The organism is Bacillus thermotolerans (assembly GCF_000812025.2).
GTDB classification, from domain to species: Bacteria; Bacillota; Bacilli; order Bacillales; family Domibacillaceae; genus Quasibacillus; species Quasibacillus thermotolerans.
Genome location: NZ_JWJE02000005.1, coordinates 113,886 through 137,144, shown reverse-complemented (window position 1 = coordinate 137,144; position 23,259 = coordinate 113,886). Strand labels below are relative to the sequence as shown.

The following is a 23,259-nucleotide window of genomic DNA, read 5'->3' as shown; positions in this document are numbered from 1 at the left end:
AGGCGACTGCATAGACACGACAAGCAAATGTTCGGACGCTGGAGAGGCGCTAAGCCTTGGAAGCGGACGGTTATTTGACTCGAGTGTCTAGGAGCCGGAGCTGGACAACACACAACAAAATGGCAAGGTATTGCCGGTTACTTCCCAAGCATATTATCCAGTTTTGAAAGAACAAAAAAGTTCTTGCCAAATAAGAAGAATTTGCTATAATAGTAAATGTCTTTAATAGTCTGGCGGCTATGGCGAAGAGGCCACACCCGTTCCCATCCCGAACACGGAAGTTAAGCTCTTCAGCGCCGATGGTAGTTGGGGGCTTCCCCCTGTGAGAGTAGGACGCTGCCAGGCTGTTTTTAACCAATTTCCATTCCGCAGTAGCTCAGTGGTAGAGCAATCGGCTGTTAACCGATCGGTCGCAAGTTCGAATCTTGCCTGCGGAGCCATGCTTCCATAGCTCAGCAGGTAGAGCACTTCCATGGTAAGGAAGAGGTCACCGGTTCGAGCCCGGTTGGAAGCTTACTATTTTTAAAGTGGCCCCTTGGTCAAGCGGTTAAGACACCGCCCTTTCACGGCGGTAACACGGGTTCGAATCCCGTAGGGGTCACCATGTGGAGGATTAGCTCAGCTGGGAGAGCATCTGCCTTACAAGCAGAGGGTCGGCGGTTCGAGCCCGTCATCCTCCACCATGTATGCCGGTGTAGCTCAATTGGTAGAGCAACTGACTTGTAATCAGTAGGTTGGGGGTTCAAGTCCTCTTGCCGGCACTGTTTTTTGGAGGGGTAGCGAAGTGGCTAAACGCGGCGGACTGTAAATCCGCTCCCTCAGGGTTCGGCGGTTCGAATCCGTCCCCCTCCACCATTTCTTGTAAATATATTAAAAAAATGGGCATAACTAAGCATGTCCTTTTTATTTCTTTTCATCAATGGGCTATAGCCAAGCGGTAAGGCACCGGACTTTGACTCCGTCATGCGCAGGTTCGAATCCTGCTAGCCCAGCCATTGTGAGCCATTAGCTCAGTTGGTAGAGCATCTGACTTTTAATCAGAGGGTCGAAGGTTCGAGTCCTTCATGGCTCACTTCTCTAATTAAAGAAGCTGTGTTAAGTGAACGATTCGTCATTCACTTAACACAGCTTCTTTTTTGATCGATTGCTTGATAATATATGGTCAGAGAGAAAACGGCAGCCGGCTTCATGCCCCTGGTCTTTTTAGCTGTTCAAATTGATTTAATAGTTGATCAAGCTCAGCACTCATTTCGACTACTCTTTCATTTGTAAAAGATGTTTGTAAAGCTAATGAGACCATATTATTTCGGTGATTTTCGATCTTAGTGAGTATATCTACTGTCGCCAACATTTTTTCAACCTCCACTACTGTGTAATTAATTAATCTCAACATACCCAACTACATAGAAATTCAAACTTCTTTTCCCTTTATTTGTTATGATAGACATGCAGATTTTTTTTGAAACCTTTTCAAGGTATTTACGTATAAAAAGATACCTGCTAGAGCAGGAGGTAAAATTGATGGAGTTATTAGTCCAAAGAAGAATAAAGCAAGTGCTTAAAGGAGATCAAAATGCGTTTGGTGAGATCGTAGAGCTTTATAAGGATAAAGTCTATCAAATTTGCTATCGCATGCTGTGGAATCAGCACGAAGCAGAGGATGCAGCACAGGAAACTTTCATTAAAGCATTCATTAATATTCACACATATGATACAACAAAGAAGTTTACGACTTGGCTTTACCGTATTGCGACGAATCTTTGCATTGACCGTATCCGCAAGAAAAAGCCCGATTATCACCTGGATGCAGAGGTGGCTGGCACAGAGGGGCTAAACATGTATTCACAACTGGCATCGTCTGAAAAGCTTCCTGAAGAGGCTTTGGAAAGTCTAGAGATGCAGGAGACTGTTCAAGCAGCTATTTACCAGCTTCCTGAGAAGTATAGGTCTGTCATTGTATTAAAGTACATTGAAGAGCTTTCTCTTCAAGAAATAGCAGAAATTTTAGAGCTGCCGCTTGGCACGGTAAAAACGCGGATGCATAGAGGGCGTGAAGCACTCAGAAAGCATTTGAGAAATATGTAAGGAAGGGACGTGTGTAGGATGGCTGAGTGTCGAAAGAACGCACAACTTATGCATAATTACTTAGACGGAGAGTTGTCTAGTAATGAACAACGGCAATTAAAAGCACATTTAGATGCTTGTAAGCACTGCCGTCAGCACTTCTCGGAGCTGAAGAAAACCATTGCACTCGTTCAAAGCTGTTCTCATATCCATGCACCGGAAGGCTTCACAGAGCGGGTGCTGTTTTCTTTGCCGAAAGAGGATAAGTCAGTGGGTGTACAGCGCTGGCTTAGAAAGCACCCTTTTTTCATTGCTGCTGCTTTGTTCCTCATATTAATGACAGGCAGTCTGTTTTCTAATTGGCAAAAAGAAACGGAAAGCTTTGCTTTTACGAAGTATGACAATATAGAAGTAGAGGACCATACGGTGATTGTACCAGAAGGTGAAGTCATTAAAGGAGATATGGTAGTTGAAAATGGCGACATTAGAATTGAAGGGGAAGTTCAGGGAGACGTAACAGTCATCAAGGGAGAACGGTATATGGCCTCGGCCGGCAAGGTGACAGGAGAAATCGAAGAGATTGACCAAGCATTCGGCTGGATGTGGTTTAAAATAAAGGAGACGGCAGCTGAGCTATTCAAGTAATAAAGCCCCTTCATGTAATCGATGATCATGCTTTTTAACAAGAAAGTTAGAAACCGTCTATTAGCTTGAAAGAGGCAGCGTACCCCTGCTTCTTTTCGTTCTGCTTTTTGGCAATATTATGTTATAATATGCAGGTTAAGTGAAAAAGCCTATAGGCGGCTGGAGTCATTACATTAGTGGAGGATGTAAGATGCCGTTTTCAAATTACTTCGAAGACTTTACTGTGTTAGATTACTTATCTAACACGCTTGATATACTGCTGGTTTGGTTTGTTATCTATAAGCTGTTAATGGTCATACGCGGTACAAAAGCCGTTCAGCTTGTTAAGGGTATTTTTGTTATTGTAGTCGCACGAAGCTTAAGCGGTCTATTTGGGCTTGATACGTTAAGCTGGCTTATGGAACAGGCACTGACATGGGGATTCTTGGCTGTCATCATTATTTTCCAGCCGGAGGTGCGCCGAGCGCTTGAACAGCTTGGACGAGGCCGGTTATTTTCACGAAACGTTGTCCAAGAAGACAAGGAGCAGCGCGAATTGATTGACGCTCTCATGGAAGCCGTCAGTTACATGGCAAAAAGACGAATTGGTGCTCTTATATCAATTGAAAAAGAGACAGGAATGAATGAATACATTGAAACGGGTATTCCATTAAATTCGACCGTTACTTCGCAATTATTGATTAATATATTTATTCCGAATACCCCGCTTCATGATGGAGCCGTCATTATTCAAAAGAACCAAATAGCGGCTGCTGCCTGTTATTTGCCTCTCTCGGAAAGCCCATTCATTTCAAAAGAACTGGGGACGCGGCACCGGGCTGCGATCGGAGTCAGTGAGGTCACGGACAGTATTACGATTATTGTTTCTGAAGAAACAGGGGCGGTATCCATTGCGAAAAACGGGGATTTATTCCGTGGCTTATCCTCTGAGGACTTTGAAAAGCTGTTGTCGCATGAGCTTTTGAAAGAGCAAACTGAATCTTCGAACCGCTGGAGCTGGAGGGGGAGAAGAAGCGATGGATAAATTTGTGGACAGTGCTTGGTTTGTTCGCATAGTTGCTTTGCTATTGGCTTTGCTGCTTTATATTTCTGTTAACTTTGCGGATCTGCAGCTAAACAAGAAAGCGAGCGAATCCGCACAAGAGAACAGTGAAGTAATTACCGATGTACCGGTTCAAGCATACTATGATACGGAAAACTTATTCGTTTCCGGGCTGCCTGAAACCGTCGAGGTAGAACTTGAGGGGCCGAACAGTATTATTGAATCTGAAAAGCGCCTTCAAGACTTTGAATTATTTGTAGATTTAACGAATGTAAGCATTGGAAAGCACCGCGTGCCGATTAAGTATACGGGCTTCTCAGATAAACTTAATGTCACGGTACAGCCGGAAACGGTAGAAGTGCTTGTGGAGGAGCGAGTATCCGATTACTATACAGTGAGTCCTGAATTCGACAGCAGCATGCTTGCGGAGGGATATCAGACTGAAGAGGTTTCCGTGGATCCTAGAAGAGTGCAGGTTACAGGCTCAAAGACAGCCCTCAGCAAAATTGTATATGTGAAAGCGACTTTCAATGTTGAGGAGAAGGTGAGTCAGGAAACGGCGGGGACAGCAAAGGTTCAAGTGCTCGATAAAGACTTAAATAAGCTGGATGTAAAGGTAGAACCCGAAACGGTTCAAGTATCGATTTCAGTTAAGAACCCAAGCAAGAAGGTTGCTCTTAACTTAACACCGACTGGCTCGCCGCCGGCAGGAGTCACAGTGACTTCAGTCAGCACAGATATGGAAGAAATCACCGTGTATGGAAAAGAATCAGTTATTAAAGAAATAGAAGAGCTTAATATTCCAGTGGATGTAAGCAGTGTGGAAAAGAACACGACTCTTAATGTGCCAATCGAGATTAGCGAAGGTTTGAACTTTGTTTCACCACAGACAGTGAAAGTAAAAGTAACAGTCGAAGGAAGTCCGAAAAGCAAGCCGAAGGAAGAAAGTAATGCATAAAGCGGTTTGTCGAGAAGGGAAAACAAAGGAGAGAATGTAATATGGGTAAGTATTTTGGAACCGATGGAGTTAGAGGCGTAGCAAATACGGAATTAACACCAGAACTAGCCTTTAAACTAGGCCGTTTTGGCGGCTATGTACTGACGAAGAACGCTGAGCATGCAAAAGTAGTTGTAGGCCGAGATACGCGTATCTCTGGTCATATGCTTGAAGGCGCTCTCGTTGCGGGCCTTCTATCCATTGGTGCAGAAGTCATGCGCCTTGGAGTTATCCCTACTCCTGGAGTCGCTTATTTAACAAAAGTAATGGATGCTCAAGCAGGAGTCATGATTTCAGCTTCGCATAACCCTGTAGAAGACAACGGTATCAAGTTTTTTGGCCCAGATGGATTTAAGCTGACAGATGAGCAGGAGGCAGAGGTAGAAGCCTTGCTAGATCAGGAAACAGACAGCCTGCCTCGTCCAACGGGAGCAGCTCTTGGGCTGGTCAGTGATTATTTTGAGGGCGGTCAAAAGTATATCCAGTATTTGAAACAATCCGTTGATGAAGAATTTACCGATATGCATATAGCTATTGATTGTGCACATGGAGCGGCGTCTTCATTGGCTACGCATTTGTTCGCTGATTTAGAAGCGGATATCTCCACTATTGGCACGTCGCCAAATGGCTTGAATATTAATGACGGAGTTGGTTCTACACACCCAGAAGCGCTTGCTGCTTTCGTTGTTGAGAAGCAAGCTGACCTAGGCTTAGCCTTTGATGGAGACGGCGATCGTTTGATTGCTGTTGATGAGAAAGGGAACATCGTAGACGGCGACCAGATTATGTTTATTTGTGCTAAGTATCTTCACGAACAGGGTCGCTTGAATCAATCAGCGGTTGTGTCAACGGTTATGAGTAACCTTGGCTTTTATAAAGGATTAGAAGCATTAGGTATTCAAAGCGTCCAAACAGCTGTCGGCGACCGTTATGTTGTGGAAGAAATGAAGAAAAACGGCTACAGCCTTGGCGGAGAACAGTCTGGACATATCATTTTTCTTGATTACAACACCACAGGCGATGGAATGCTGACGGGGCTTCAGCTTGTAAACGTGATGAACATGACGAAAAAGCCGTTGTCAGAGCTTGCTGCAGAAATGGAGAAATTCCCGCAGCTGCTCAGAAACGTTCGTGTAACTGATAAATACAAAGTCACAGAGAACGAGAAAGTAAAGGCGGTTATTTCTGAAGTGGAAGCGGAAATGAATGGCAACGGACGCGTACTGGTGCGCCCTTCTGGCACTGAGCCGCTTGTCCGCGTGATGGTCGAAGCGCCGTCAGAAGAGGTGTGCGAGAATTATGTGAACCGGATCGCTGAAGTGGTTGAAGCAGAAATGGGACTCAGCGAATCTCAAATAGATGTTTAAGTCGTGAGCAAGCAGGGAAGCCAAGAAAGGAGGCGCACGAACGCGCCTCTTTTTTCATATGTATATAATATTCATGGCTATCTATGAAAAAAGTTGACGAGGAGAATTTAAGTAGTGTATGATAAGGCTGTTTTACGGAAGACTATATTAAAAGCTGCTTGCTAAGTAAGTAATCTTCCTGGCTAGCCTAGTCTTTCAATAAATGAAAAAGGAGGAGAGGAAGAGGAATCAGTAGTTTTTTTACAAAGCGCCTGAACTAGCAGGAGAGCGCCTGGCTAGTTGACGAGGAGGAGGTTTATCGAGTGTTCGGCGGATGCCTCCCGGTTGCTCCGTACAACCGTTAGTCCTTTCTTAAAGCACAAAGGCAACTTTGTGTACAAAGGGAATGGAAATGCGGATCTCTAGTACATGGATCGTTAAATATTTTAAATTTTAAAGAGAATAGAGCGGTGCAAAGACCGGTTGTTTTTGCCTGCTTTCTTCTAGGAGGGACGTTGTATGTGTGGAATTGTAGGCTATATTGGCCTTAAGGACGCAAGGGAAATTTTACTGAACGGATTAGAAAAGATGGAATACCGGGGCTATGACTCTGCCGGGCTGGCTATGAGAAATGCAGATGGTGTGCATGTGTTTAAAGAAAAAGGACGAATTGCTGATTTAAGAAGAGTCGTAGATGAAAGTGTGCAGGCAACAACAGGAATCGGCCACACACGCTGGGCCACACATGGGGCGCCAAGCAGAGAAAATGCTCACCCCCATCAAAGCGTTTCTGGCCGCTTCACACTTGTGCATAATGGAGTTATTGAAAACTACGAGCAGCTGAAAAGAGAATACTTGCTAGATGTACCGCTAAAAAGTGATACGGATACGGAAGTAATCGTTCAACTGATCGAACTATTTGCTAATGAAGGCCTTGATACAGAAGCAGCCTTTCGTAAAACGCTGCAGCTGCTAAAAGGTTCTTACGCGTTAGCTCTTTTAGATAGAGAGCAGGCAGAAACGATCTTCGCAGCAAAGAACAAAAGTCCTCTTCTTGTTGGACTGGGAGAAGACTTCAATGTTGTGGCTTCTGACGCCATGGCAATGATTCAGGTAACGGATCAGTTTGTGGAGCTAATGGATAAAGAAGTCGTTATCGTAACAAAGGAAAAAGTAATTATTCAAAACTTGGCTGGCGAAGAGATGAAGCGTGCGCCGTACACAGCTGAGCTGGATGCAGGAGACATTGAAAAGGGTACGTACCCTCATTACATGCTGAAGGAAATTGACGAGCAGCCGTTAGTCATGAGAAAGATCATCCAAGCTTACCAGAACGATCAGGAGCAGCTGACAGTTGACCAGAGTATCGTGCAGGCAGTGAATGCAGCAGACCGCCTATATATTATAGCCTGCGGAACAAGCTATCATGCAGGACTTGTAGGTAAGAAGTATTTAGAAGCGGTTGCTAACATTCCAACGGAAGTGCATGTAGCTAGTGAGTTTGTTTATGATATGCCGCTGCTATCTAAGAAGCCATTATTCATCTTTATATCTCAAAGCGGAGAAACAGCCGACAGCCGTGCGGTACTTGTAAAGGTAAAGGAACTTGGCTATCAGGCCCTGACAATTACGAATGTACAAGGCTCTACGCTGTCACGTGAAGCGGATTATACTTTGTTGCTGCATGCAGGTCCTGAAATTGCTGTAGCTTCTACAAAGGCCTATACAGCGCAAATTTCTGTGCTGGCTATTCTTGCGGGTGCTGTCGCTGAATCTCGAGGTCTCAAGCTTCCATTCAGTCTTACCCAGGAGCTTGGTATTGTCGCAAATGCGATGGAGGTTCTTTGCGATGCGAAAGAAGAATTTGAGCAGATGGCCAGAGATTATCTTGCTACGACACGCAACTGCTTCTTCATCGGCCGTGCGCTAGATTATTATGTCAGCTTGGAGAGTGCGTTGAAGCTGAAGGAAATTTCCTATATTCAAGCGGAAGGATTTGCTGGCGGTGAATTAAAGCACGGAACGATTGCTTTGATTGAGGAAGGTACACCGGTTATTGCGCTTGCTACGCAGGAAAGTGTGAATTTAAATATCCGGGGCAATGTGAAAGAAGTGGCAGCACGCGGGGCGAATACGTGTGTTATTTCCATGAAGGGCTTAGAAAGCGAGGATGATCGTTATGTCATTCCTACGGTTCATGAGCTCCTTACGCCGCTTGTTTCCATCATTCCTATGCAGCTTATCGCTTACTATGCCGCTCTTCACCGCAATTGCGATGTAGATAAGCCGCGTAATCTGGCAAAGAGCGTAACTGTAGAATAAGAGAGTTTGTCTTAGTATAAATTCAAAATAAAGCTGTACTATTTTACCCCTTTGGATATGATGATCCAAAGGGGTGTTTTTATGTCCAAAAGAAAACAAGAGCTCTTTGTTCCTCATGTACTAAACTGGTTTAAATGAGATTGTGCAGTGAGCGGGTTTTTATGGCGGAATCTTACTTGACCCCGAGCTATTTAGCTTTCCTCCATATGTACTATAAAAAATCAGCAGTACAAACCATAGCCTTGGTTTGTACTGCTAATGTTAGCTAATGTTGTTGTGCGCTAGTTGAGCGACATTTTAAATTCTAAAAAGTATTCGTTGTATATCCCTAACAGTTCAAGCCCTAAGTTTTCATACACCTCTAAGTTACTTCGCCTTTCTTCGGGCGGGTAGAAGCGCTCGTCGTTTATGACTTCTTTATCTAATAACTCCCACGCTGCTTTGTTCGGAATGGAGTAACCTACGTATTCTGCGTTTTGTGCAGCGACTTCGGCATCTAGCATGAAGTTAATGAATAAATGGGCACCTTCTATGTTTTGGGCTGTTTTTGGAATAACCATGTTATCGAACCATAAGTTTGAGCCTTCTGATGGAACAGCAAAGTCGAGCTCTTCGTTTTCTCCCATCATGTCAGCTGCTTGCCCAGAGAACGTTAACGAGACAGCTGCTTCATTGTTGATCATAAGCGGTGTAATTTCATCACCGATAATCGCTTTAACATTGCCGTTTAGCTGTTTTAGCTTTTCGGTCGCTTCACGCAATTCGCTGTCGTCACGTGAGTTTAAAGAGTAGCCTAGGCTGTTTAAGCCCATGCCCATTACTTCACGTGCACCGTCTACTAAAAACACTTTATTTTTTAACGCCGGGTCCCATAAATCGTCCCAAGAGTCGAATGTAATGTGCTCTGGAATTTTGTTCGGGTTGTATACGATTCCTACTGTCCCCCAGAAGTATGGAATCGAATATTTGTTTTTCGGGTCGAACGGTAAATCTAAAAAGTAAGGGTCGATATTTTGTAAGTTCGTGATTTTAGAATGATCGATTTCGATTAATAAGTCTTCTTCAATCATCGTTTCGATGGTGTATTCCGATGGTACCGCGATATCGTAGGCTGAACCGCCTTGTCTAATTTTTGTTAACATTGCTTCGTTTGAGTCAAACGTTTCGTAAATGACTGTAATGCCTGTTTCTTCTTCAAACTGGTCGATCAAGGCGGGGTCGATGTATTCGCCCCAGTTGTATACGGTTAACACTCCTTCTCCGCCAGCGGAGCCTGATGCTTCAAGCTTAGAGGCAGCAAACCAAAGCAGACCACATGTTATAACGATGGCAAGCGCTGCATTAAGTAATGATTTCATCGATTATACGCCTCCATTTTTTTCGCGCGGTTCGTAATGACGTAGTAAATGGCTACAACACCGACTGTAACAACGAATACTAACCCAGAAATCGCATTAACTGTTAATGAAATACCAGCGCGGGCCATTGAGTAAATTTCCACCGATAATGTACTAAAGCCGTTACCCGTTACGAAAAACGTTACCGCAAAGTCATCTAATGAATACGTTAATGCCATAAAGAAACCGGCAAAAATACCGGGCTTAATATATGGAATAATGACGCGTGTCAACACGTCCCGACGAGATGCACCTAAATCAAGTGCCGCATCAATTAAGTTCGTATTCATTTCAAGTATTTTCGGCAATACCATTAAAACAACGATTGGAATACTGAACGCGATATGTGAAATTAATACCGAAGCAAAACCAAGCTTTACGCCAATCATTGTGAATAAAATTAAGAAGCTTGCCCCGATTACAACGTCTGGGCTAACAATCAGAATGTTGTTTAATGATAATACAGTGCTGCGCATTTTCTGGCTGCGCATAGAAACGATGCCGACCGCACCAAGTGTTCCAATAATGGTTGCGATTAACGCAGAAAGCAAGGCAACAATCACTGTATTAATTAAAATAGCGATTAAACGGTTATCCTCAAATACTGCTTTATAATGCTCAAGGGTAAAGCCTTCGAATGAGTTCATTGTGCCGCCGCTATTGAACGAATAAAAAATTAAGTAGAAGATCGGGGCATATAAAATGACAAATACGGCAACTAAATATACTTTAGCTGTAGCAGATAAGTTTGAACGCATTTATGCTCGACCTCCTTTTTTCTTCGTGCGCGTAAACAGCATGCTTGCGAACATAATCAAGATTAAAAACACTGCGATTGTTGAACCCATTCCCCAGTTTTGTGCCACTAGAAATTGCTGCTCAATCGCCGTGCCAAGCGTAATGACTTTGTTACCGGCAATTAAGCGAGTAATCATAAATAGTGATAGAGCAGGGATAAACGTTACTTGAATTCCTGACTTTACGCCTTCAATTGTTAATGGGAAAATGACACGGCGGAACGTTGTAAACGCTGAGGCGCCTAAGTCACGCGATGCGTAAATTAACGATGGATTCATTTTATCTAACGCGTTGAAGATCGGAATAATCATAAACGGAATAAAAATATATACCGCTACAAAGACGAAACTAAAATCTGTGAATAAAATTTGTTTCGGATCAAAGCCGAACACTTCAATTATCGCATTGACCGGCCCGTATAAGCCGAAAATCCCGATAAATGCATACGTTTTTAACAATAAGTTAATCCAGGAAGGAATAATGATCAGCATTAACCATAAATGCTTATGCTTCATTTTCGTTAAAAAGTAAGCCGTTGGATAAGAGATTACTAGCGTAAAGAAAGTAATTAAAAACGCATACCAAAAGCTCGTTAACGTCATCGTTAAGTAAGCTGGCGTAAAGAAGTTTTGATAGTTAGCCAGTGTAAAGTCTCCGTTTAAATCGAGCATAGAATAGTATAAAATGAGCCCGATCGGTGCAATAACGAAGAGGGCAACCCATAATAAATATGGGATGAGCGATGCTTTTGATTTAAACTTCATTCGTGTATGCCTCTAAGCGCGCGTCAAATTCTTCTTCCGTTTCATTTAGACGCATAATGTGAATTGCCTCTGGCTCGAAATCAAGACCTACTTGTGCACCTACTTCAGCCCGTTTCAGTGAGTGTACAAGCCACTCATTGCCATCCTCATCATATGTTGATAATTCGTAGTGCACGCCGCGGAACAGCTGCGTATCGACGCGCACGATAATTTTACCTGCTTCTGGCGTTGTGACATGTAAGTCTTCTGGGCGAATGACAACATCGATTTTTTCGTTCGGCTTCATACCGCCGTCAACACAGTCAAACACTTCACCGGCAAATTGAACTTTATAGTCTTCAAGCATGATGCCGTTAACGATGTTTGATTCCCCGATAAAGTCTGCAACGAAGCGGTTAATCGGCTCATCGTAAATATCAACTGGCGTACCGGATTGTTGGATGTTTCCTTCGTTTAAGACAAAAATTTCGTCACTCATTGCTAACGCTTCCTCTTGGTCATGCGTAACGAAAATAAATGTTTTACCAAGGCGCTGCTGCAGCTCGCGCAGCTCATACTGCATTTCTGTACGTAACTTCAAGTCAAGTGCCGATAGCGGCTCGTCGAGCAAAATGACTTCCGGATCGTTAACAATGGCGCGCGCGATCGCCACACGTTGACGCTGACCACCTGACATTTCTGCAATTTCACGGTTTTCATAACCTGTTAAGTTTACGAAATTTAACGCCTCCGCTACTCTCACTTTAATTTCAGCTTCTTTTATTTTTTTAATGCGCAGGCCGAATGCAACATTTTCAAATACGTTTAGATGAGGGAATAGGGCGTAGTCTTGAAATACAGTGTTTACTTGGCGCTCGTTTGCTGGCACGTCATTTACGCGTTTTCCGTTAATAAATACATCGCCTGTTGTCGGAGTGTCGAATCCGGCAATAAGGCGCAAAATTGTCGTTTTCCCGCAGCCTGAAGGACCAAGTAACGTATAAAACTTTCCTCGTTCAAGCTCGAAGCTAACGCCTTTTAACACCGTCGTGTTGCTGTTGTAAGTTTTTGTCACGTTATCAAAACGGATAATTATATCATTCGCCATGCGAAAGCCTCCTATATATAAGAATCAATGGTTACTAATGAAATTGTTGTTTGCCAGCATCGTTAGTAATGCAGCATATCTTTTACAGTCAAAATACACAGGGTGATCTTTATTGGTGACAAATTAATTTTGCCGAGTGTCAGAAAAGTTTCACTCTGTAAGATGTGGACCGATGTTTTTGCCCAAGAAGAGGGACTGTTCTAAATTCGCCGTGTTTTTTAAATATGAATGGAGCCCAGAATAGTAGAAGCAGACTCATTCCGAGGTTCTTCTGTTTGGCTCCAACCTAACTTATAAGAGGAATAAAGCGCCCGAAATTATATTCTATTTCCTTCCCCGGTCCCCCACAAGAACTTTAATTAAGGTTTTACAAGTATTTTGCAGCCTTCCATATCAATAATTGGGAGTTTGATAGCCGTCTTTCACATAAAGTATTTAAACAATTAATATCTTTTCTCTTTTGATGACTTAGCAAGCGGATGTGATCGTTATTGTGCTAAATCTCCTTTAAGCAGCAATGGTGGGCCAAGCGTATAAAACGTCAACAAGTGTTAATATCGACCCGGCGAAAAGAAGGAGTGTCATAAAAAATTTATGATTTTCTTCCATTCACCAGCAAGTATGCCGGCAATAAGTATACTTTCACCTTTACTTGCTGCCAGCCATTGCACCATTTCTTTTTCTAAGCCAGGTCTTTCTGCAGCGCTCGACACTTTAAGTAGCTCAGTTGAAATTCTCTTAATCATAAGCACCTATAAAATAATAGGTGAATGTTTTAACGAAGTAAACATTTTAACGAAAGAAATCCATGCGGCTGCTATTAGACTGTTATTTGCCTGATCCATACTATAAAATAGGAATATCCTATTATGAATTTGACTCCAGTTTTTTGTAATGAACCTGCTGCCTCTACAATTAAAAACATACAGTTTTTCAAACACCGTAAAGCAAAAGAAAGGAGGACTTTATGAATCGGCTTGTGGAGCTTGAGCATATCAGCAAAGCATACGCCAATAAAAGCATCCTGCACGATGTCTCTTTTACTATTTTTAAGAATCAAGTCACTGCCATTTTGGGAGGAAATGGTGCGGGAAAGAGTACAATATTGCGTATAGTAGCGGGTCTAGAACGGCCTAGTTCGGGAAAAATCACGTACTTTAGTAAGGGGCTTAAGATTGGCTACATTCCTGAAAGGTTTCCTAAACATCTTCGTTTTACTCCCGGTGAATATTTAAGTTATGTAGGAAAGGTTAGCGGGATTCCTGACGCTGAGCTTAAAAAGACAATTGCCCATTTTCTTCAGCGCTTTCAGTTGGATAAGTGGAATCGTCAACGGATTATGAATTTGTCAAAAGGAAACATCCAGAAAGTCGGTATTATTCAGGCCATATTACAAACACCAGAGCTGCTTATTCTTGATGAGCCTGTGTCAGGTCTTGATCTTCATGCTCAGAAAGAATTGCTTGCAGTAATAAAAGAACTGAAGGAACAGGGCACAAGTATCCTGTTAACCTATCATGAGTCTACTGTTTTTAAGCCAATCATAGAAACGGCTTATTATTTGGATAAGGGTTTTATTGCAAAGGCTGATCTTACGAAAAGAGAACCCATTAAGTTATTGGAAGTAAAACAAATAGATGAATCCCGTGTGAAGCAATGGGATGAGGTATTGTATACGGAGAGGAAGGCCGATCGCTTGCTGTTGTATGTGCATGTGGAACATAGCGATCGTATTCTGTTCAGGGTTCTTCAATTAAAGGGCAGTATTGATCGTGTAATCACAATAGACCATACTGAAAAGTTTAACAACAAATACATTTGATTATTCATAAGGGAGGGGGGTTTTTGAAAGAGCTTATTAAATACAGTTTGCATGATTATATCCGTTCTCATAGATATTTCCCGCCTGTTTCAGCTTTTTTTATTTTAGTGTTTGTTTACTATACATACACTTCCAATCCGGTTATTGACAGCTATGCATTAACTGCTGTAACTCTATACGTAATCTCTGCTTGGATATGTATAAGTGTTTTGGCTCTTGATCCGCCTGTACAAAAACAATTGATGCTGCTGCATGTGAAAGGGAGCAATCGCTACTACATTGCAAAGTTTATATCCGTGTGGCTTATTTCGCTTATACTTGCTGTTTATGCCTTTCTATATCCCGTTGTTTTCAACCTTTTTAATGAGCCGGTAACGTTTACTATCGGTGTTATTTCATTCATGAATCATATGTTATTGGCAACATTAGGTATAAGTGTGGCCAGCATATTCAGCAATAGCTTAATGAAGAACCTTATCAATTCCTACGGAGGGTTGGCGCTCCTTATTGTCATCTCAATAGCTGCCTTAGGAATATATGATGTTTTGCCAGCAAGCTTTAAAAATATAGTTTGGGTGATTCCGCCTGCTATTGGTACACAACAATCATTAACCAATTGGAGCGGTGAAAGTATCCTGCATCTATCTATCGTGCCTTTTATTTGGGTTATTATCTACTCATTGATACTTCTGTATGTATTCTTAAGGTTAGTGAAACGGTTTTGATTACTAAGGGGTCGCTTAGATAATAAATAGAATATAGAATAAAGGCTGGTGTAAGCGGGTTATACAAAAGAAGAACACATGATGAATAACGAAATCAACATGTGTCCTTTTCTATTTAGCTCCATATTTTGGTGGCAGGGATAGTCACAGCTTTACTAATGTTCTTCCTCGCACTTTTCCTTCTAGAATACGAGCCAGTACTTCTGGCAACTGTTCTAACGAAATTTCATTGACAATTTCATCATGTAAGGAAGTCGGCTTAAAGTCACCGGCTAGACGGTTCCAGACGTTGACTCGTTGATCCATTGGACATTCGACAGAATCAATGCCAAGCCAATTAATGCTTCTTGAAATAAAAGGAATAACCGTAGTGGACACTTCCACTCCGCCAGTTAAGCCGCTGGTTGCTACAGATCCGCCATATTTTAATGTGCTCAAAATGTACTGGATGGTTTTGCCTCCTACCGGATCTACAGCACCGGCCCATTTCTCTTCTCGAATCGGTCTTTGTTCGGCGTCGATAATGTCGTTTCGGTGAATTACCTGGGCTGCTCCTATTTTCTTTAAGTAGGGTTCCTCATTTGTCTTTCCTGTGCTGGCAACGACCTCGTAACCTCGTTTGGCCAAGATGTTAACAGCAATGCTGCCTACTCCGCCTGTCGCTCCTGCGACTAACACAGGACCTTGTTCGGGGGTTAACCCGTTATCCTCTAGTCGTTGAACAGACAAAGCAGCAGTAAAGCCGGCGGTGCCTAAAATCATTGACTCTCGTAAAGATAGGCCTTCTGGCAGGGGCACTACCCATTTAGCGGGCACACGTGCAATCTCACTAAAGCCGCCAGAATGCCCGGTCCCTAACTGATAGCTCGTGACAATCACTTCATCGCCGGCTTTAAAGCGCTCGTCCGATGAATCAATGACTGTTCCTGCTAAATCGATCCCGGGCACGAGCGGATAGGATTCAACGAACTGATTTTGAAGAGCCACGATCCCATCCTTAAAGTTCACACTGGAATAAGCGACGCGAACGGTCACTTCCCCCTCGGATAAATCCTCCAGATGCAGCTGCTTCAATTCCAATTTTGTTTGGTCCCCAGCTTTGTCTAGCACCATTGCTTGAAAAGTATCCACTTTTTCATCATATCCTTTCTTTCTACCAGATTGAAGAAGGGTAAGACGCAGCAGGCAAGAAGGGAATGCGTTATATGAGCCTCTCGCTTGCATGTATAAAACTACTATCTCATTTTTTTAAAATCAAACAATTACCATTGGGATCATGACAGCAGAGAGGAACGTTTCATTAAATAAGCAAGGTGCTAAAGAAATACGGCTCGTCCTGCTAAAAAGAAATACTGGTATGTTGCAAGAAAGCAAACAGTCGACAAAATGTAGTGTAATCGCTAAAGTAAAAGCAACATGCTTGATTCCCATACTGTTTCAGGATAGGAGACATGCTTGATGAAAAAACAACATCCACTAAAGCCATTCTTTTCGCTTATTCTATCAACTAATATTCCGAGAGCTGCCTTTATTATTGGCTTAGCAGCAAGTATACTGACGACCATTGCGGGACTCATTGTACCATTGCTGACGAAGCAGCTGGTTGATGGCTTCTCAGTCTCCTCGCTAAGCTTCTCGCTAGCAGCTGCTATTGGAGCTGCTTTTATTATTCAGGCGATTGTCAGCGGCCTATCAACCTACCTGCTTTCCGCAGTAGGTCAAAAAATGGTGGCCAGCTTAAGAGAGCAAATGTGGAGGAAGCTGATTCGCCTGCCTGTTCCATTCTTTGACCAAACAGCCAGCGGGCAAACAGTAAGCCGTGTCGTGAATGATACGAGTGTCGTAAAGGAACTAGTCTCCAATTACTTCCCTCAGTTTGTAACGGGTATTATTTCTATTGTTGGAGCGGTTGCTATTCTGCTGGTGATGGACTGGAGAATGACGCTTGTAATGCTTTTATCCGTTCCAGTAACGATGCTGATCATGATCCCGCTCGGACGGCGTATGGCTAAAATCTCTAGAGGCTTACAGGATGAAACAGCCGCTTTTACGGGTGATGTCCAGCAAACACTTAGTGAAATCCGCTTAATGAAAGCGTCAAATGCCGAGCAGCTGGAAGAAAAACAAGGATTCAACGGAATCGAGCGCCTGCTTCAGTACGGGTTGAAAGAAGCGCGTATCTTTGCGTTAATTTCGCCGCTCATGTATTTAATTGTCATGGCGGTTATAGTCATGATTATTACCTATGGAGGCATGAGAGTGGCGAGCGGTGCCATGACAACGGGTGCTCTTGTTGCTTTCCTGCTGTATCTGTTTCAAATTATTATGCCGATTACCTCGTTCGCTATGTTCTTTACCCAGCTGCAAAAAGCCAAAGGGGCTACGGAGCGTATTATTGAGATTTTAAACCAGCCTCCCGAAGAAACAAGGAAGGGGATAGTGCTTGATATCGCGAATAAGTCTGTACGTTTTGTACATGTTTCCTTTTCGTATGATGAAGAGGAGCCGGTCTTGAAGGATATCTCTCTTGAAGCCCGACCTGGAGAGATGGTAGCGTTCGCTGGTCCGAGCGGCGGGGGCAAGACCACTATGTTTGGTTTGCTGGAACGCTTCTATGAACCAACAGAAGGTGAAATATATATAGGAGATATTCCTATCAGAGATCTATCGATGGAATCATGGAGAAGCCAGATTGGTTACGTCTCCCAAGACAGTCCGATGATGGCGGGAACCATCCGCGACAACCTTTGTTATGGACTGGAAAATGCAGAAGCGATATCAGATGATCAGCTTTGGAAAGTGGCGGAGATGGCGTATGCTGATCAATTTATTAAGGAGTTTCCACAAGGGCTGAAGACGGAGATCGGTGAGCGGGGAGTAAGGCTTTCGGGCGGCCAAAGACAACGCATTGCGATTGCTCGAGCCTTCTTGAGAGACCCGGAAATTCTTATGATGGATGAAGCGACCGCGAGCCTTGACAGCCAATCCGAAGGGATCGTGCAGCAGGCTTTAACCAGGCTGATGGAAGGACGTACAACCTTTGTCATTGCTCACCGGCTATCAACGATTGTAGAGGCAGACAGAATCTTCTTCATTGAAAAGGGTGAGCTGACTGGCAGCGGAACACATGAAGAGCTTATTCAGTCCCATGAATTATACCGTCAATTTGCCGAGCAGCAGTTGACCTAGCATCGGAAAGCACCGGGAGGAAAAATGTAATGACTTACTTATTATTATTTGTATCGATCACATTAGAAGTGTTTGGCTCTACCATGCTAAAGGTATCAAATGGGTTTACTCGTTTGCTGCCTGTCCTTGGGGTGGCGGTAGGATATGGCCTTTCCTTTTACCTCGTGTCCTTAGTGCTCCGGGCGCTTCCGTTAGGTGTTGTATATGCTACCTGGAGCGGTCTGGGTACGATTCTCACCGTGGCGGCAGGTGTTGTTTTCTTTAAGGAGAGGATAAATAGAAAGGGCCTTTTGGGAATTGCGCTGCTGATCATCGGCTTAGTGCTGATTAATTTGAGTGAATAGAAAGGAGGGAGAATGCTTGATAAAGGGGATGCTGTTTTTGGCGTTTGCGATTCTATCAGAGGTGTTTGGCACGACCATGTTAAAGCTTTCAGACGGGTTTACGAACCTGTGGCCGACTATGGGCGTTGGTATCGGCTTTCTGAGTGCGTTTTTATTTATGAGCTTTGCTCTTAAAACAATCCCTTTATCCATGGCGTATGCGACATGGTCAGGCATCGGCACCGCTCTCACGGCGGTGATAGGCATGATGATTTTTCAGGAACATGCTGATTTGATGAAGATAATGGGATTGAGTCTTGTCATCGGAGGGATTGTTCTATTGAATATTTCCCAGGAAAAAGAGGCCAGCGGTGGTTCGTGAAAAGCACCCTTATCGGTTACTCAGCATTTGTCTGAGGAAAGGAAAAAATGGAATGAAGAGAGCGGTCATAGCGATCGCTGCTATAAGTGTATGGCTTATCAGCTGCGGTGACGAAGAAATGAGTGAACGGGATGAAAAAAAGAACGAAAAAGCGGAGATACAACCGGAGACACCCCTTCAAAGCAATGAAGATAACTTCGCCGATGTACCCGAATACGAAGCAATTATGAAAGAGCTTCCTCCTAGTGAATATACCTTTCGGGTAACAAGAGATCGTACACATGAACGGACTATGCTAGTGAGCAATGAAGAAGGCCGGCGTTATAAAAGTGTTTTTGTAAAAGAAACGGGCCGGCTTAAAATGATTCAGTTTGATGGTGGGCTTATTTATAATGAGATCATTGAATAAAGTAAAAACCATCTGCTTCTTCAAGCAAGATGGTTTTTTAGTGAATATAGAATTCAAGAGACTTAATCTTATGACAGTTTATCCACATCGCTCTGTATAGCGCTTGTCATTTCTCGAGATGTGTTCTTATACATAGCCCAGTAAAGAATGGTTCCGGCAATGAAGCCAATGATGGCGGGCACAAGCCAAGCAAAGCCGTTAGCACTTAAAGGCAAGGCACTTATAAAGCCAAGGTTAAAACCCAGAGAAACGAGTGTTTCTGATAGGCTAACGATAAAGGTTAAAAGAATTGCCCCTCTATAGGAGCCGGGACTTGGAACGAACTTGCGGAATACTCCCAATACAACTAAAACTATCGCTACAGGGTATAAAGCCTGGAAGATTGGCATGGTGTAGTTAACAATCCTTTCTACACCGAGCATGCCAACGCCAATTCCTGTTAAACAGATGATAGTTAACCACGCCCGATAGTCGATCTTATCGTTAAACAAGCCTCTTAAGAAATCAGCAATAACGGCTACAACACCAATTGCGGAAGTTAAACAAGCCAAGGCAATGGCGATGGATAAGGCAATCGCGCCAGTGCCGCCTAATAAGCGGTCAACTAAAGCGGATACAAGAGCTGTGTTTGAAAGGCCTTGAGGAAAGATGCTGCTGCTTGTTGCACCGATGTATAGAAGGCCTCCGTAAACAATCAGCAAGCCGGCTCCGGCAATGAGCGTACCAGTAATGGCCATTTTTCTTGCTGATTTTCCTTTATAACCATAGCTTAAAATAGCCGCCAAAAAGATAGGAGCACAGAAGATGCCAGTAACAATATCTCCTGTTTGATAAGCACTAATGAATGCCGTAGAGAATGCAGCTGACACTTCTGTATCCACAGGTATTCCCATAGGAGAGAAGATGCCCTTTCCTACAATGATCAACAAAATAACTATTAAGAGCGGAGTAAGAATCTTTCCGATTCTATCAATCACATTGGATTGGTCTAGGGCAAAGTAAAAAGTAACAGCAAAAAATGCAATAATTGTTACAGCAGAAGGGACTCCTGGAAATAAGGGCTGAATGCCTAATTCATGAGTAGTCGCCGACATGCGGGGGATTGTAACGAACACCCCGATTCCAACCATTAATAAAAGGTGAAATACTTTGTAAAACCACGGGCTGATAGGGCGAGTGAGCTCTTCAAATCTGCCTCCTGCGTTCAAGATAGCAATAACGGCCAACAGAAGGAGAGCAATATCGGTGATGACGAAGCCGGTTAATGCAGGAATCCAACCGGTGCCGGAAGAGATTCCGATAGAAGGCGGAAAAATTAAGTTGCCAGCACCGAAATAAAGAGCAAATAAGGCAAAACCTAAAATCAAGCTGTGCTGTATTGTTTTACTCATTTCATCTACATCCTTTCTTTATTACTTTTTGTCTATAAGGAAACCGCCTTACCTTTTTGAATTTAAAAACTAGTTTAATGATTGTTTGCGCTTTCTCATTATGACAAATGAATAAACAGCTATCTATTAGGAATCTATGCAACTTTTATGCCAACTTTCCGTTCTGGGCGATAGAGTACAGGAAAACAGCAAATGGCCGAAAGAAGGACTTACATATAGCAATTAAAGTGGAAGTTGCGAGTTCGAGTTTATTCTTTCTGCATAGTTGTCTGATCCTTTATTAACCAAAAGGCGAATAAGCAAAAAAGATAGTGGTAAAAATTTTTTTACGAATAAACATGTTTTTTCTCTGGGAGGGGTATAAACGTTGCTTTCGAGTGATTTATTTCCACTTGATTACAAATGTTAAGGAGAGGAGTTAAAAGTTTGTCCAAATTGTGAACAAAATGTGAAATGATTGACAGATAAATCAGAAGAGTTACGCATCTGGGAGCTTTTGGGAGGATTTAAGAGAATTTCGTTAGAAGCCTTGCACTTATTGCACCTCATCCCTTCTCAACTTAACTCAAGCTGTTTAATCAAGTTATTTTCCTTTTGCCGCTCTTGTTCTTCTTCGTTAACATAAATAGCGTGAACGAAATACGAATGACGAAAGGGGGGAACGGCGCCATCGCAATGAGTACACAATTATCCGAATCCGACAAGATTACTTCTCTTCAATTCCGTAAACCTCGTAAAGAAGATGGAGCAAACGTTTGGAAGCTCATTAAAGATACCCGCACATTAGATTTAAACTCTTCTTATAGTTATTTAATGCTTTGTGAATTTTTTGCGGACACATGTGTGATCGCAGAGAAGGATGGTCAGTTGATCGGCTTTTTGTCCGCTTTCTGTCCACCCGAGTCAAATGATACTGTGTTTGTTTGGCAAGTTGCTGTTGATGAATCCAGCAGGGGCATGGGATTAGGGAAGAAAATGCTTAACGAGCTGCTGGAACGGAAGTCATGCGAACGGGTACGTTACCTGGAAGCAACCGTATCACCGTCTAATGTAGCCTCGCAGGCTTTATTTAAAGGTTTGGCTAAAAGATTAAATTGTCCGTATGAAGTATTAGAATGCTTCTCAGAAGAATTATTTCCCGGAGTCGGACATGAAGCCGAGCCAATCTACCGTATTGGTCCTTTTGAACGATAATTACCTGACCAGACAACTCTGCCCATTTGTCACTATGTGAGACTGAAAATTCTGAAAGGTTGTGTATGAATGCAAGCTACTAAAAAAGTTGCTTCATCAATGAAAGTTTTTGAAGAGTTCGAATCAGAGGTGCGCAGTTATATTCGCAGTTTTCCTGTAACTTTTGTGAAATCACAAGGCTCTAAGTTATGGGATGAAGAGGGAAAAGAATATATTGATTTCTTTGCTGGTGCTGGAGCATTGAACTACGGACATAATCACCCAGCTATGAAAGAAAAGTTAATTTCGTATATTGCCGAAGATGGCATCACTCATAGCCTGGATATGGGAACAAAGGCTAAAGCTGATTTCCTCATAAGATTTAATGAGATGATTTTGAAGCCAAGAGATCTTGATTATAAAGTAATGTTCCCTGGGCCGACTGGTACGAATACAGTGGAAAGTGCCCTGAAGCTGGCTCGTAAGGTTACTGGAAGAGACCTAGTGATCAGCTTTACAAACGGCTTCCACGGCATGACGCTTGGTGCTCTCTCCGTTACCGGCAACTCATTTAAACGTCACGGAGCAGGTGTTCCACTACATAATGGAGTGTCTATGCCGTTTGACAAGTATCTGGGAGATGAAGTAGATACAGTTGAATACCTGGAGCGTTTCCTCGAGGATAATGGCAGCGGGGTATCTCTTCCGGCAGCTATCATTCTAGAAACGGTTCAAGGGGAAGGTGGAATCAACGCAGCAGATTATGAATGGATCAAGCGAGTGGAGGATGTATGCCGCCGCTGGGATATCCTCTTGATTATCGATGATGTTCAGGTAGGCTGTGGACGTACAGGTCCATTCTTCAGCTTTGAACCAGCAGGAATCAAACCAGATATTGTGTGCTTATCTAAATCCATCAGCGGCTACGGCTTGCCAATGGCATTAACGCTGATTAAGCCGGAATATGATGAGTGGTCACCTGGTGAACATAACGGAACATTCCGCGGCCATAACCCGGCATTCGTAACTGCTACAGAAGCGCTGTCCTTCTGGGAAAACGACAATTTAAAAAATGAGATCATTAAGAAAGGCGAGATGGTTGGAGAATTCTTAACCATTTTAGCTGAGAAATACCCAGAGTTAAAAGGCGAGCCGCGCGGAAGAGGCCTTATGAGAGGAATGGCCTGCCATGTAGACGGTCTTGCAGACAAAATTTGTGCCGCTGCATTTGAACGGGGCTTAATTATGGAGACATCAGGACCAAACAGTGAAGTATTCAAAATTATGCCGCCATTAACGATTGATGTAAACAGCCTGCAACGCGGCTTCGATATTATCGAAGATAGTGTAAAGGCTTGTTTAAATAAATAATTAAACTATCAG

General features: G+C 43.1%; 22 protein-coding genes, 8 tRNA genes and 1 rRNA gene. 23 read left to right on the top strand and 8 right to left on the bottom strand.

Annotated features, from left to right (window positions below; all coding sequences use genetic code 11):
- The first annotated feature begins 229 nt into the window (after positions 1-229).
- The 9 genes from rrf to QY97_RS04115 all read left to right on the top strand — a co-directional run bounded on the left by rrf (position 230) and on the right by QY97_RS04115 (position 1,072).
- Positions 230-345 (top strand): 5S ribosomal RNA (rrf, locus tag QY97_RS04155).
- A gap of 20 nt (positions 346-365) precedes the next feature.
- A tRNA-Asn gene (locus QY97_RS04150) sits at positions 366-440 on the top strand.
- A gap of 1 nt (position 441) precedes the next feature.
- A tRNA-Thr gene (locus QY97_RS04145) sits at positions 442-514 on the top strand.
- 15 nt (positions 515-529) lie between these two features.
- A tRNA-Glu gene (locus QY97_RS04140) sits at positions 530-604 on the top strand.
- Between the two features lie 3 nt (positions 605-607).
- Positions 608-683: transfer RNA gene (locus QY97_RS04135), tRNA-Val, on the top strand.
- A gap of 5 nt (positions 684-688) precedes the next feature.
- Positions 689-761 (top strand) — tRNA-Thr (locus tag QY97_RS04130).
- 9 nt (positions 762-770) lie between these two features.
- Positions 771-855 (top strand) — tRNA-Tyr (locus tag QY97_RS04125).
- A gap of 65 nt (positions 856-920) precedes the next feature.
- Positions 921-995 (top strand) — tRNA-Gln (locus QY97_RS04120).
- A gap of 4 nt (positions 996-999) precedes the next feature.
- Positions 1,000-1,072, top strand: a tRNA-Lys gene (locus QY97_RS04115).
- Positions 1,073-1,186: 114 nt separating this feature from the next.
- Here the strand turns inward: QY97_RS04115 and QY97_RS04110 are convergent.
- Positions 1,187-1,351, bottom strand: a complete 165-nt coding sequence (locus QY97_RS04110; protein WP_039230471.1) for an aspartyl-phosphate phosphatase Spo0E family protein — start codon at positions 1,349-1,351, stop codon at positions 1,187-1,189.
- 170 nt (positions 1,352-1,521) lie between these two features.
- On the opposite strand from QY97_RS04110, the gene sigW reads away from it, so the two are divergent.
- From sigW to glmS, 6 genes are all read left to right on the top strand, one after another.
- Entirely contained in the window at positions 1,522-2,085 is a 564-nt protein-coding gene (sigW, locus tag QY97_RS04105) for an RNA polymerase sigma factor SigW (RefSeq protein WP_039230469.1), read from the top strand.
- Positions 2,086-2,103: 18 nt separating this feature from the next.
- On the top strand, positions 2,104-2,709 hold the full coding sequence (locus tag QY97_RS04100; protein ID WP_039230467.1) for an anti-sigma factor family protein: 606 nt from the start codon (positions 2,104-2,106) through the stop codon (positions 2,707-2,709).
- Between the two features lie 190 nt (positions 2,710-2,899).
- Positions 2,900-3,733 carry a diadenylate cyclase CdaA gene (gene cdaA / locus QY97_RS04095; protein WP_039230464.1) on the top strand — a complete coding sequence of 278 codons (834 nt, stop codon included), beginning with the start codon at positions 2,900-2,902 and terminating at the stop codon, positions 3,731-3,733.
- A complete protein-coding gene (locus QY97_RS04090; protein WP_052728919.1) occupies positions 3,726-4,709 on the top strand; it encodes a CdaR family protein in 984 nt (327 codons plus the stop codon). The genes cdaA and QY97_RS04090 overlap by 8 nt, the downstream gene beginning before the upstream one ends.
- Before the next feature lie 41 nt (positions 4,710-4,750).
- Positions 4,751-6,115 (top strand): phosphoglucosamine mutase, encoded by a 1,365-nt coding sequence (gene glmM / locus QY97_RS04085; protein WP_039230460.1) that lies wholly within the window; start codon positions 4,751-4,753, stop codon positions 6,113-6,115.
- A gap of 498 nt (positions 6,116-6,613) precedes the next feature.
- A complete protein-coding gene (glmS, locus tag QY97_RS04080; RefSeq protein ID WP_039230459.1) occupies positions 6,614-8,416 on the top strand; it encodes a glutamine--fructose-6-phosphate transaminase (isomerizing) in 1,803 nt (600 codons plus the stop codon).
- A gap of 281 nt (positions 8,417-8,697) precedes the next feature.
- Here the strand turns inward: glmS and QY97_RS04075 are convergent, their stop codons facing one another.
- From QY97_RS04075 to QY97_RS20600, 5 genes are all read right to left on the bottom strand, one after another.
- On the bottom strand, positions 8,698-9,774 hold the full coding sequence (locus QY97_RS04075) for an ABC transporter substrate-binding protein (RefSeq protein WP_039230456.1): 1,077 nt from the start codon (positions 9,772-9,774) through the stop codon (positions 8,698-8,700).
- Positions 9,771-10,571, bottom strand: coding sequence for an ABC transporter permease (locus QY97_RS04070; RefSeq protein WP_039230453.1), 801 nt, complete (start codon positions 10,569-10,571; stop codon positions 9,771-9,773). Before QY97_RS04070 ends, QY97_RS04075 begins: the two co-directional genes overlap by 4 nt.
- Positions 10,572-11,375, bottom strand: a complete 804-nt coding sequence (locus QY97_RS04065; RefSeq protein WP_039230450.1) for an ABC transporter permease — start codon at positions 11,373-11,375, stop codon at positions 10,572-10,574.
- A complete protein-coding gene (locus tag QY97_RS04060) occupies positions 11,365-12,462 on the bottom strand; it encodes an ABC transporter ATP-binding protein (RefSeq protein ID WP_039230447.1) in 1,098 nt (365 codons plus the stop codon). Before QY97_RS04060 ends, QY97_RS04065 begins: the two co-directional genes overlap by 11 nt.
- 581 nt (positions 12,463-13,043) lie before the next feature.
- Positions 13,044-13,208, bottom strand: coding sequence for a hypothetical protein (locus tag QY97_RS20600; RefSeq protein ID WP_156994622.1), 165 nt, complete (start codon positions 13,206-13,208; stop codon positions 13,044-13,046).
- A 221-nt stretch (positions 13,209-13,429) separates the two neighbouring features.
- Between QY97_RS20600 and QY97_RS04055 the strand changes: the two genes are divergently transcribed.
- Complete coding sequence (locus QY97_RS04055) at positions 13,430-14,284, top strand: ABC transporter ATP-binding protein (RefSeq protein ID WP_052728918.1); 855 nt, start codon at positions 13,430-13,432, stop codon at positions 14,282-14,284.
- Between the two features lie 23 nt (positions 14,285-14,307).
- Positions 14,308-15,009, top strand: a complete 702-nt coding sequence (locus QY97_RS04050; protein ID WP_039230445.1) for a hypothetical protein — start codon at positions 14,308-14,310, stop codon at positions 15,007-15,009.
- 144 nt (positions 15,010-15,153) lie between these two features.
- Here the strand turns inward: QY97_RS04050 and QY97_RS04045 are convergent, their stop codons facing one another.
- Positions 15,154-16,140: an acrylyl-CoA reductase family protein gene (locus QY97_RS04045; protein WP_269764095.1), complete on the bottom strand. Its 987-nt coding sequence runs from the start codon at positions 16,138-16,140 to the stop codon at positions 15,154-15,156.
- Between the two features lie 327 nt (positions 16,141-16,467).
- Between QY97_RS04045 and QY97_RS04040 the strand changes: the two genes are divergently transcribed.
- Genes QY97_RS04040 through QY97_RS04025 form a run of 4 tightly spaced genes read left to right on the top strand, consistent with a single transcriptional unit; the run spans position 16,468 to position 19,312 of the window.
- The gene (locus tag QY97_RS04040; protein WP_198402927.1) at positions 16,468-18,198 is read left to right on the top strand and encodes an ABC transporter ATP-binding protein; all 1,731 of its coding nucleotides are present in this window, start codon (positions 16,468-16,470) and stop codon (positions 18,196-18,198) included.
- Between the two features lie 29 nt (positions 18,199-18,227).
- A complete protein-coding gene (locus tag QY97_RS04035; protein ID WP_039230440.1) occupies positions 18,228-18,542 on the top strand; it encodes a DMT family transporter in 315 nt (104 codons plus the stop codon).
- A gap of 19 nt (positions 18,543-18,561) precedes the next feature.
- Complete coding sequence (gene erbB, locus QY97_RS04030; protein WP_039230521.1) at positions 18,562-18,903, top strand: SMR family multidrug efflux transporter EbrB; 342 nt, start codon at positions 18,562-18,564, stop codon at positions 18,901-18,903.
- 52 nt (positions 18,904-18,955) lie between these two features.
- A complete protein-coding gene (locus tag QY97_RS04025; protein WP_125444171.1) occupies positions 18,956-19,312 on the top strand; it encodes a hypothetical protein in 357 nt (118 codons plus the stop codon).
- A 68-nt stretch (positions 19,313-19,380) separates the two neighbouring features.
- On the opposite strand, the gene brnQ is transcribed toward QY97_RS04025, so the two are convergent.
- Positions 19,381-20,703, bottom strand: coding sequence for a branched-chain amino acid transport system II carrier protein (brnQ, locus tag QY97_RS04020; RefSeq protein WP_039230436.1), 1,323 nt, complete (start codon positions 20,701-20,703; stop codon positions 19,381-19,383).
- Between the two features lie 675 nt (positions 20,704-21,378).
- On the opposite strand from brnQ, the gene ectA reads away from it, so the two are divergent.
- Positions 21,379-21,897, top strand: coding sequence for a diaminobutyrate acetyltransferase (gene ectA, locus QY97_RS04015; protein ID WP_046128448.1), 519 nt, complete (start codon positions 21,379-21,381; stop codon positions 21,895-21,897).
- Positions 21,898-21,966: 69 nt separating this feature from the next.
- Positions 21,967-23,247: a diaminobutyrate--2-oxoglutarate transaminase gene (gene ectB / locus QY97_RS04010; RefSeq protein WP_039230431.1), complete on the top strand. Its 1,281-nt coding sequence runs from the start codon at positions 21,967-21,969 to the stop codon at positions 23,245-23,247.
- Positions 23,248-23,259 lie beyond the last annotated feature (12 nt).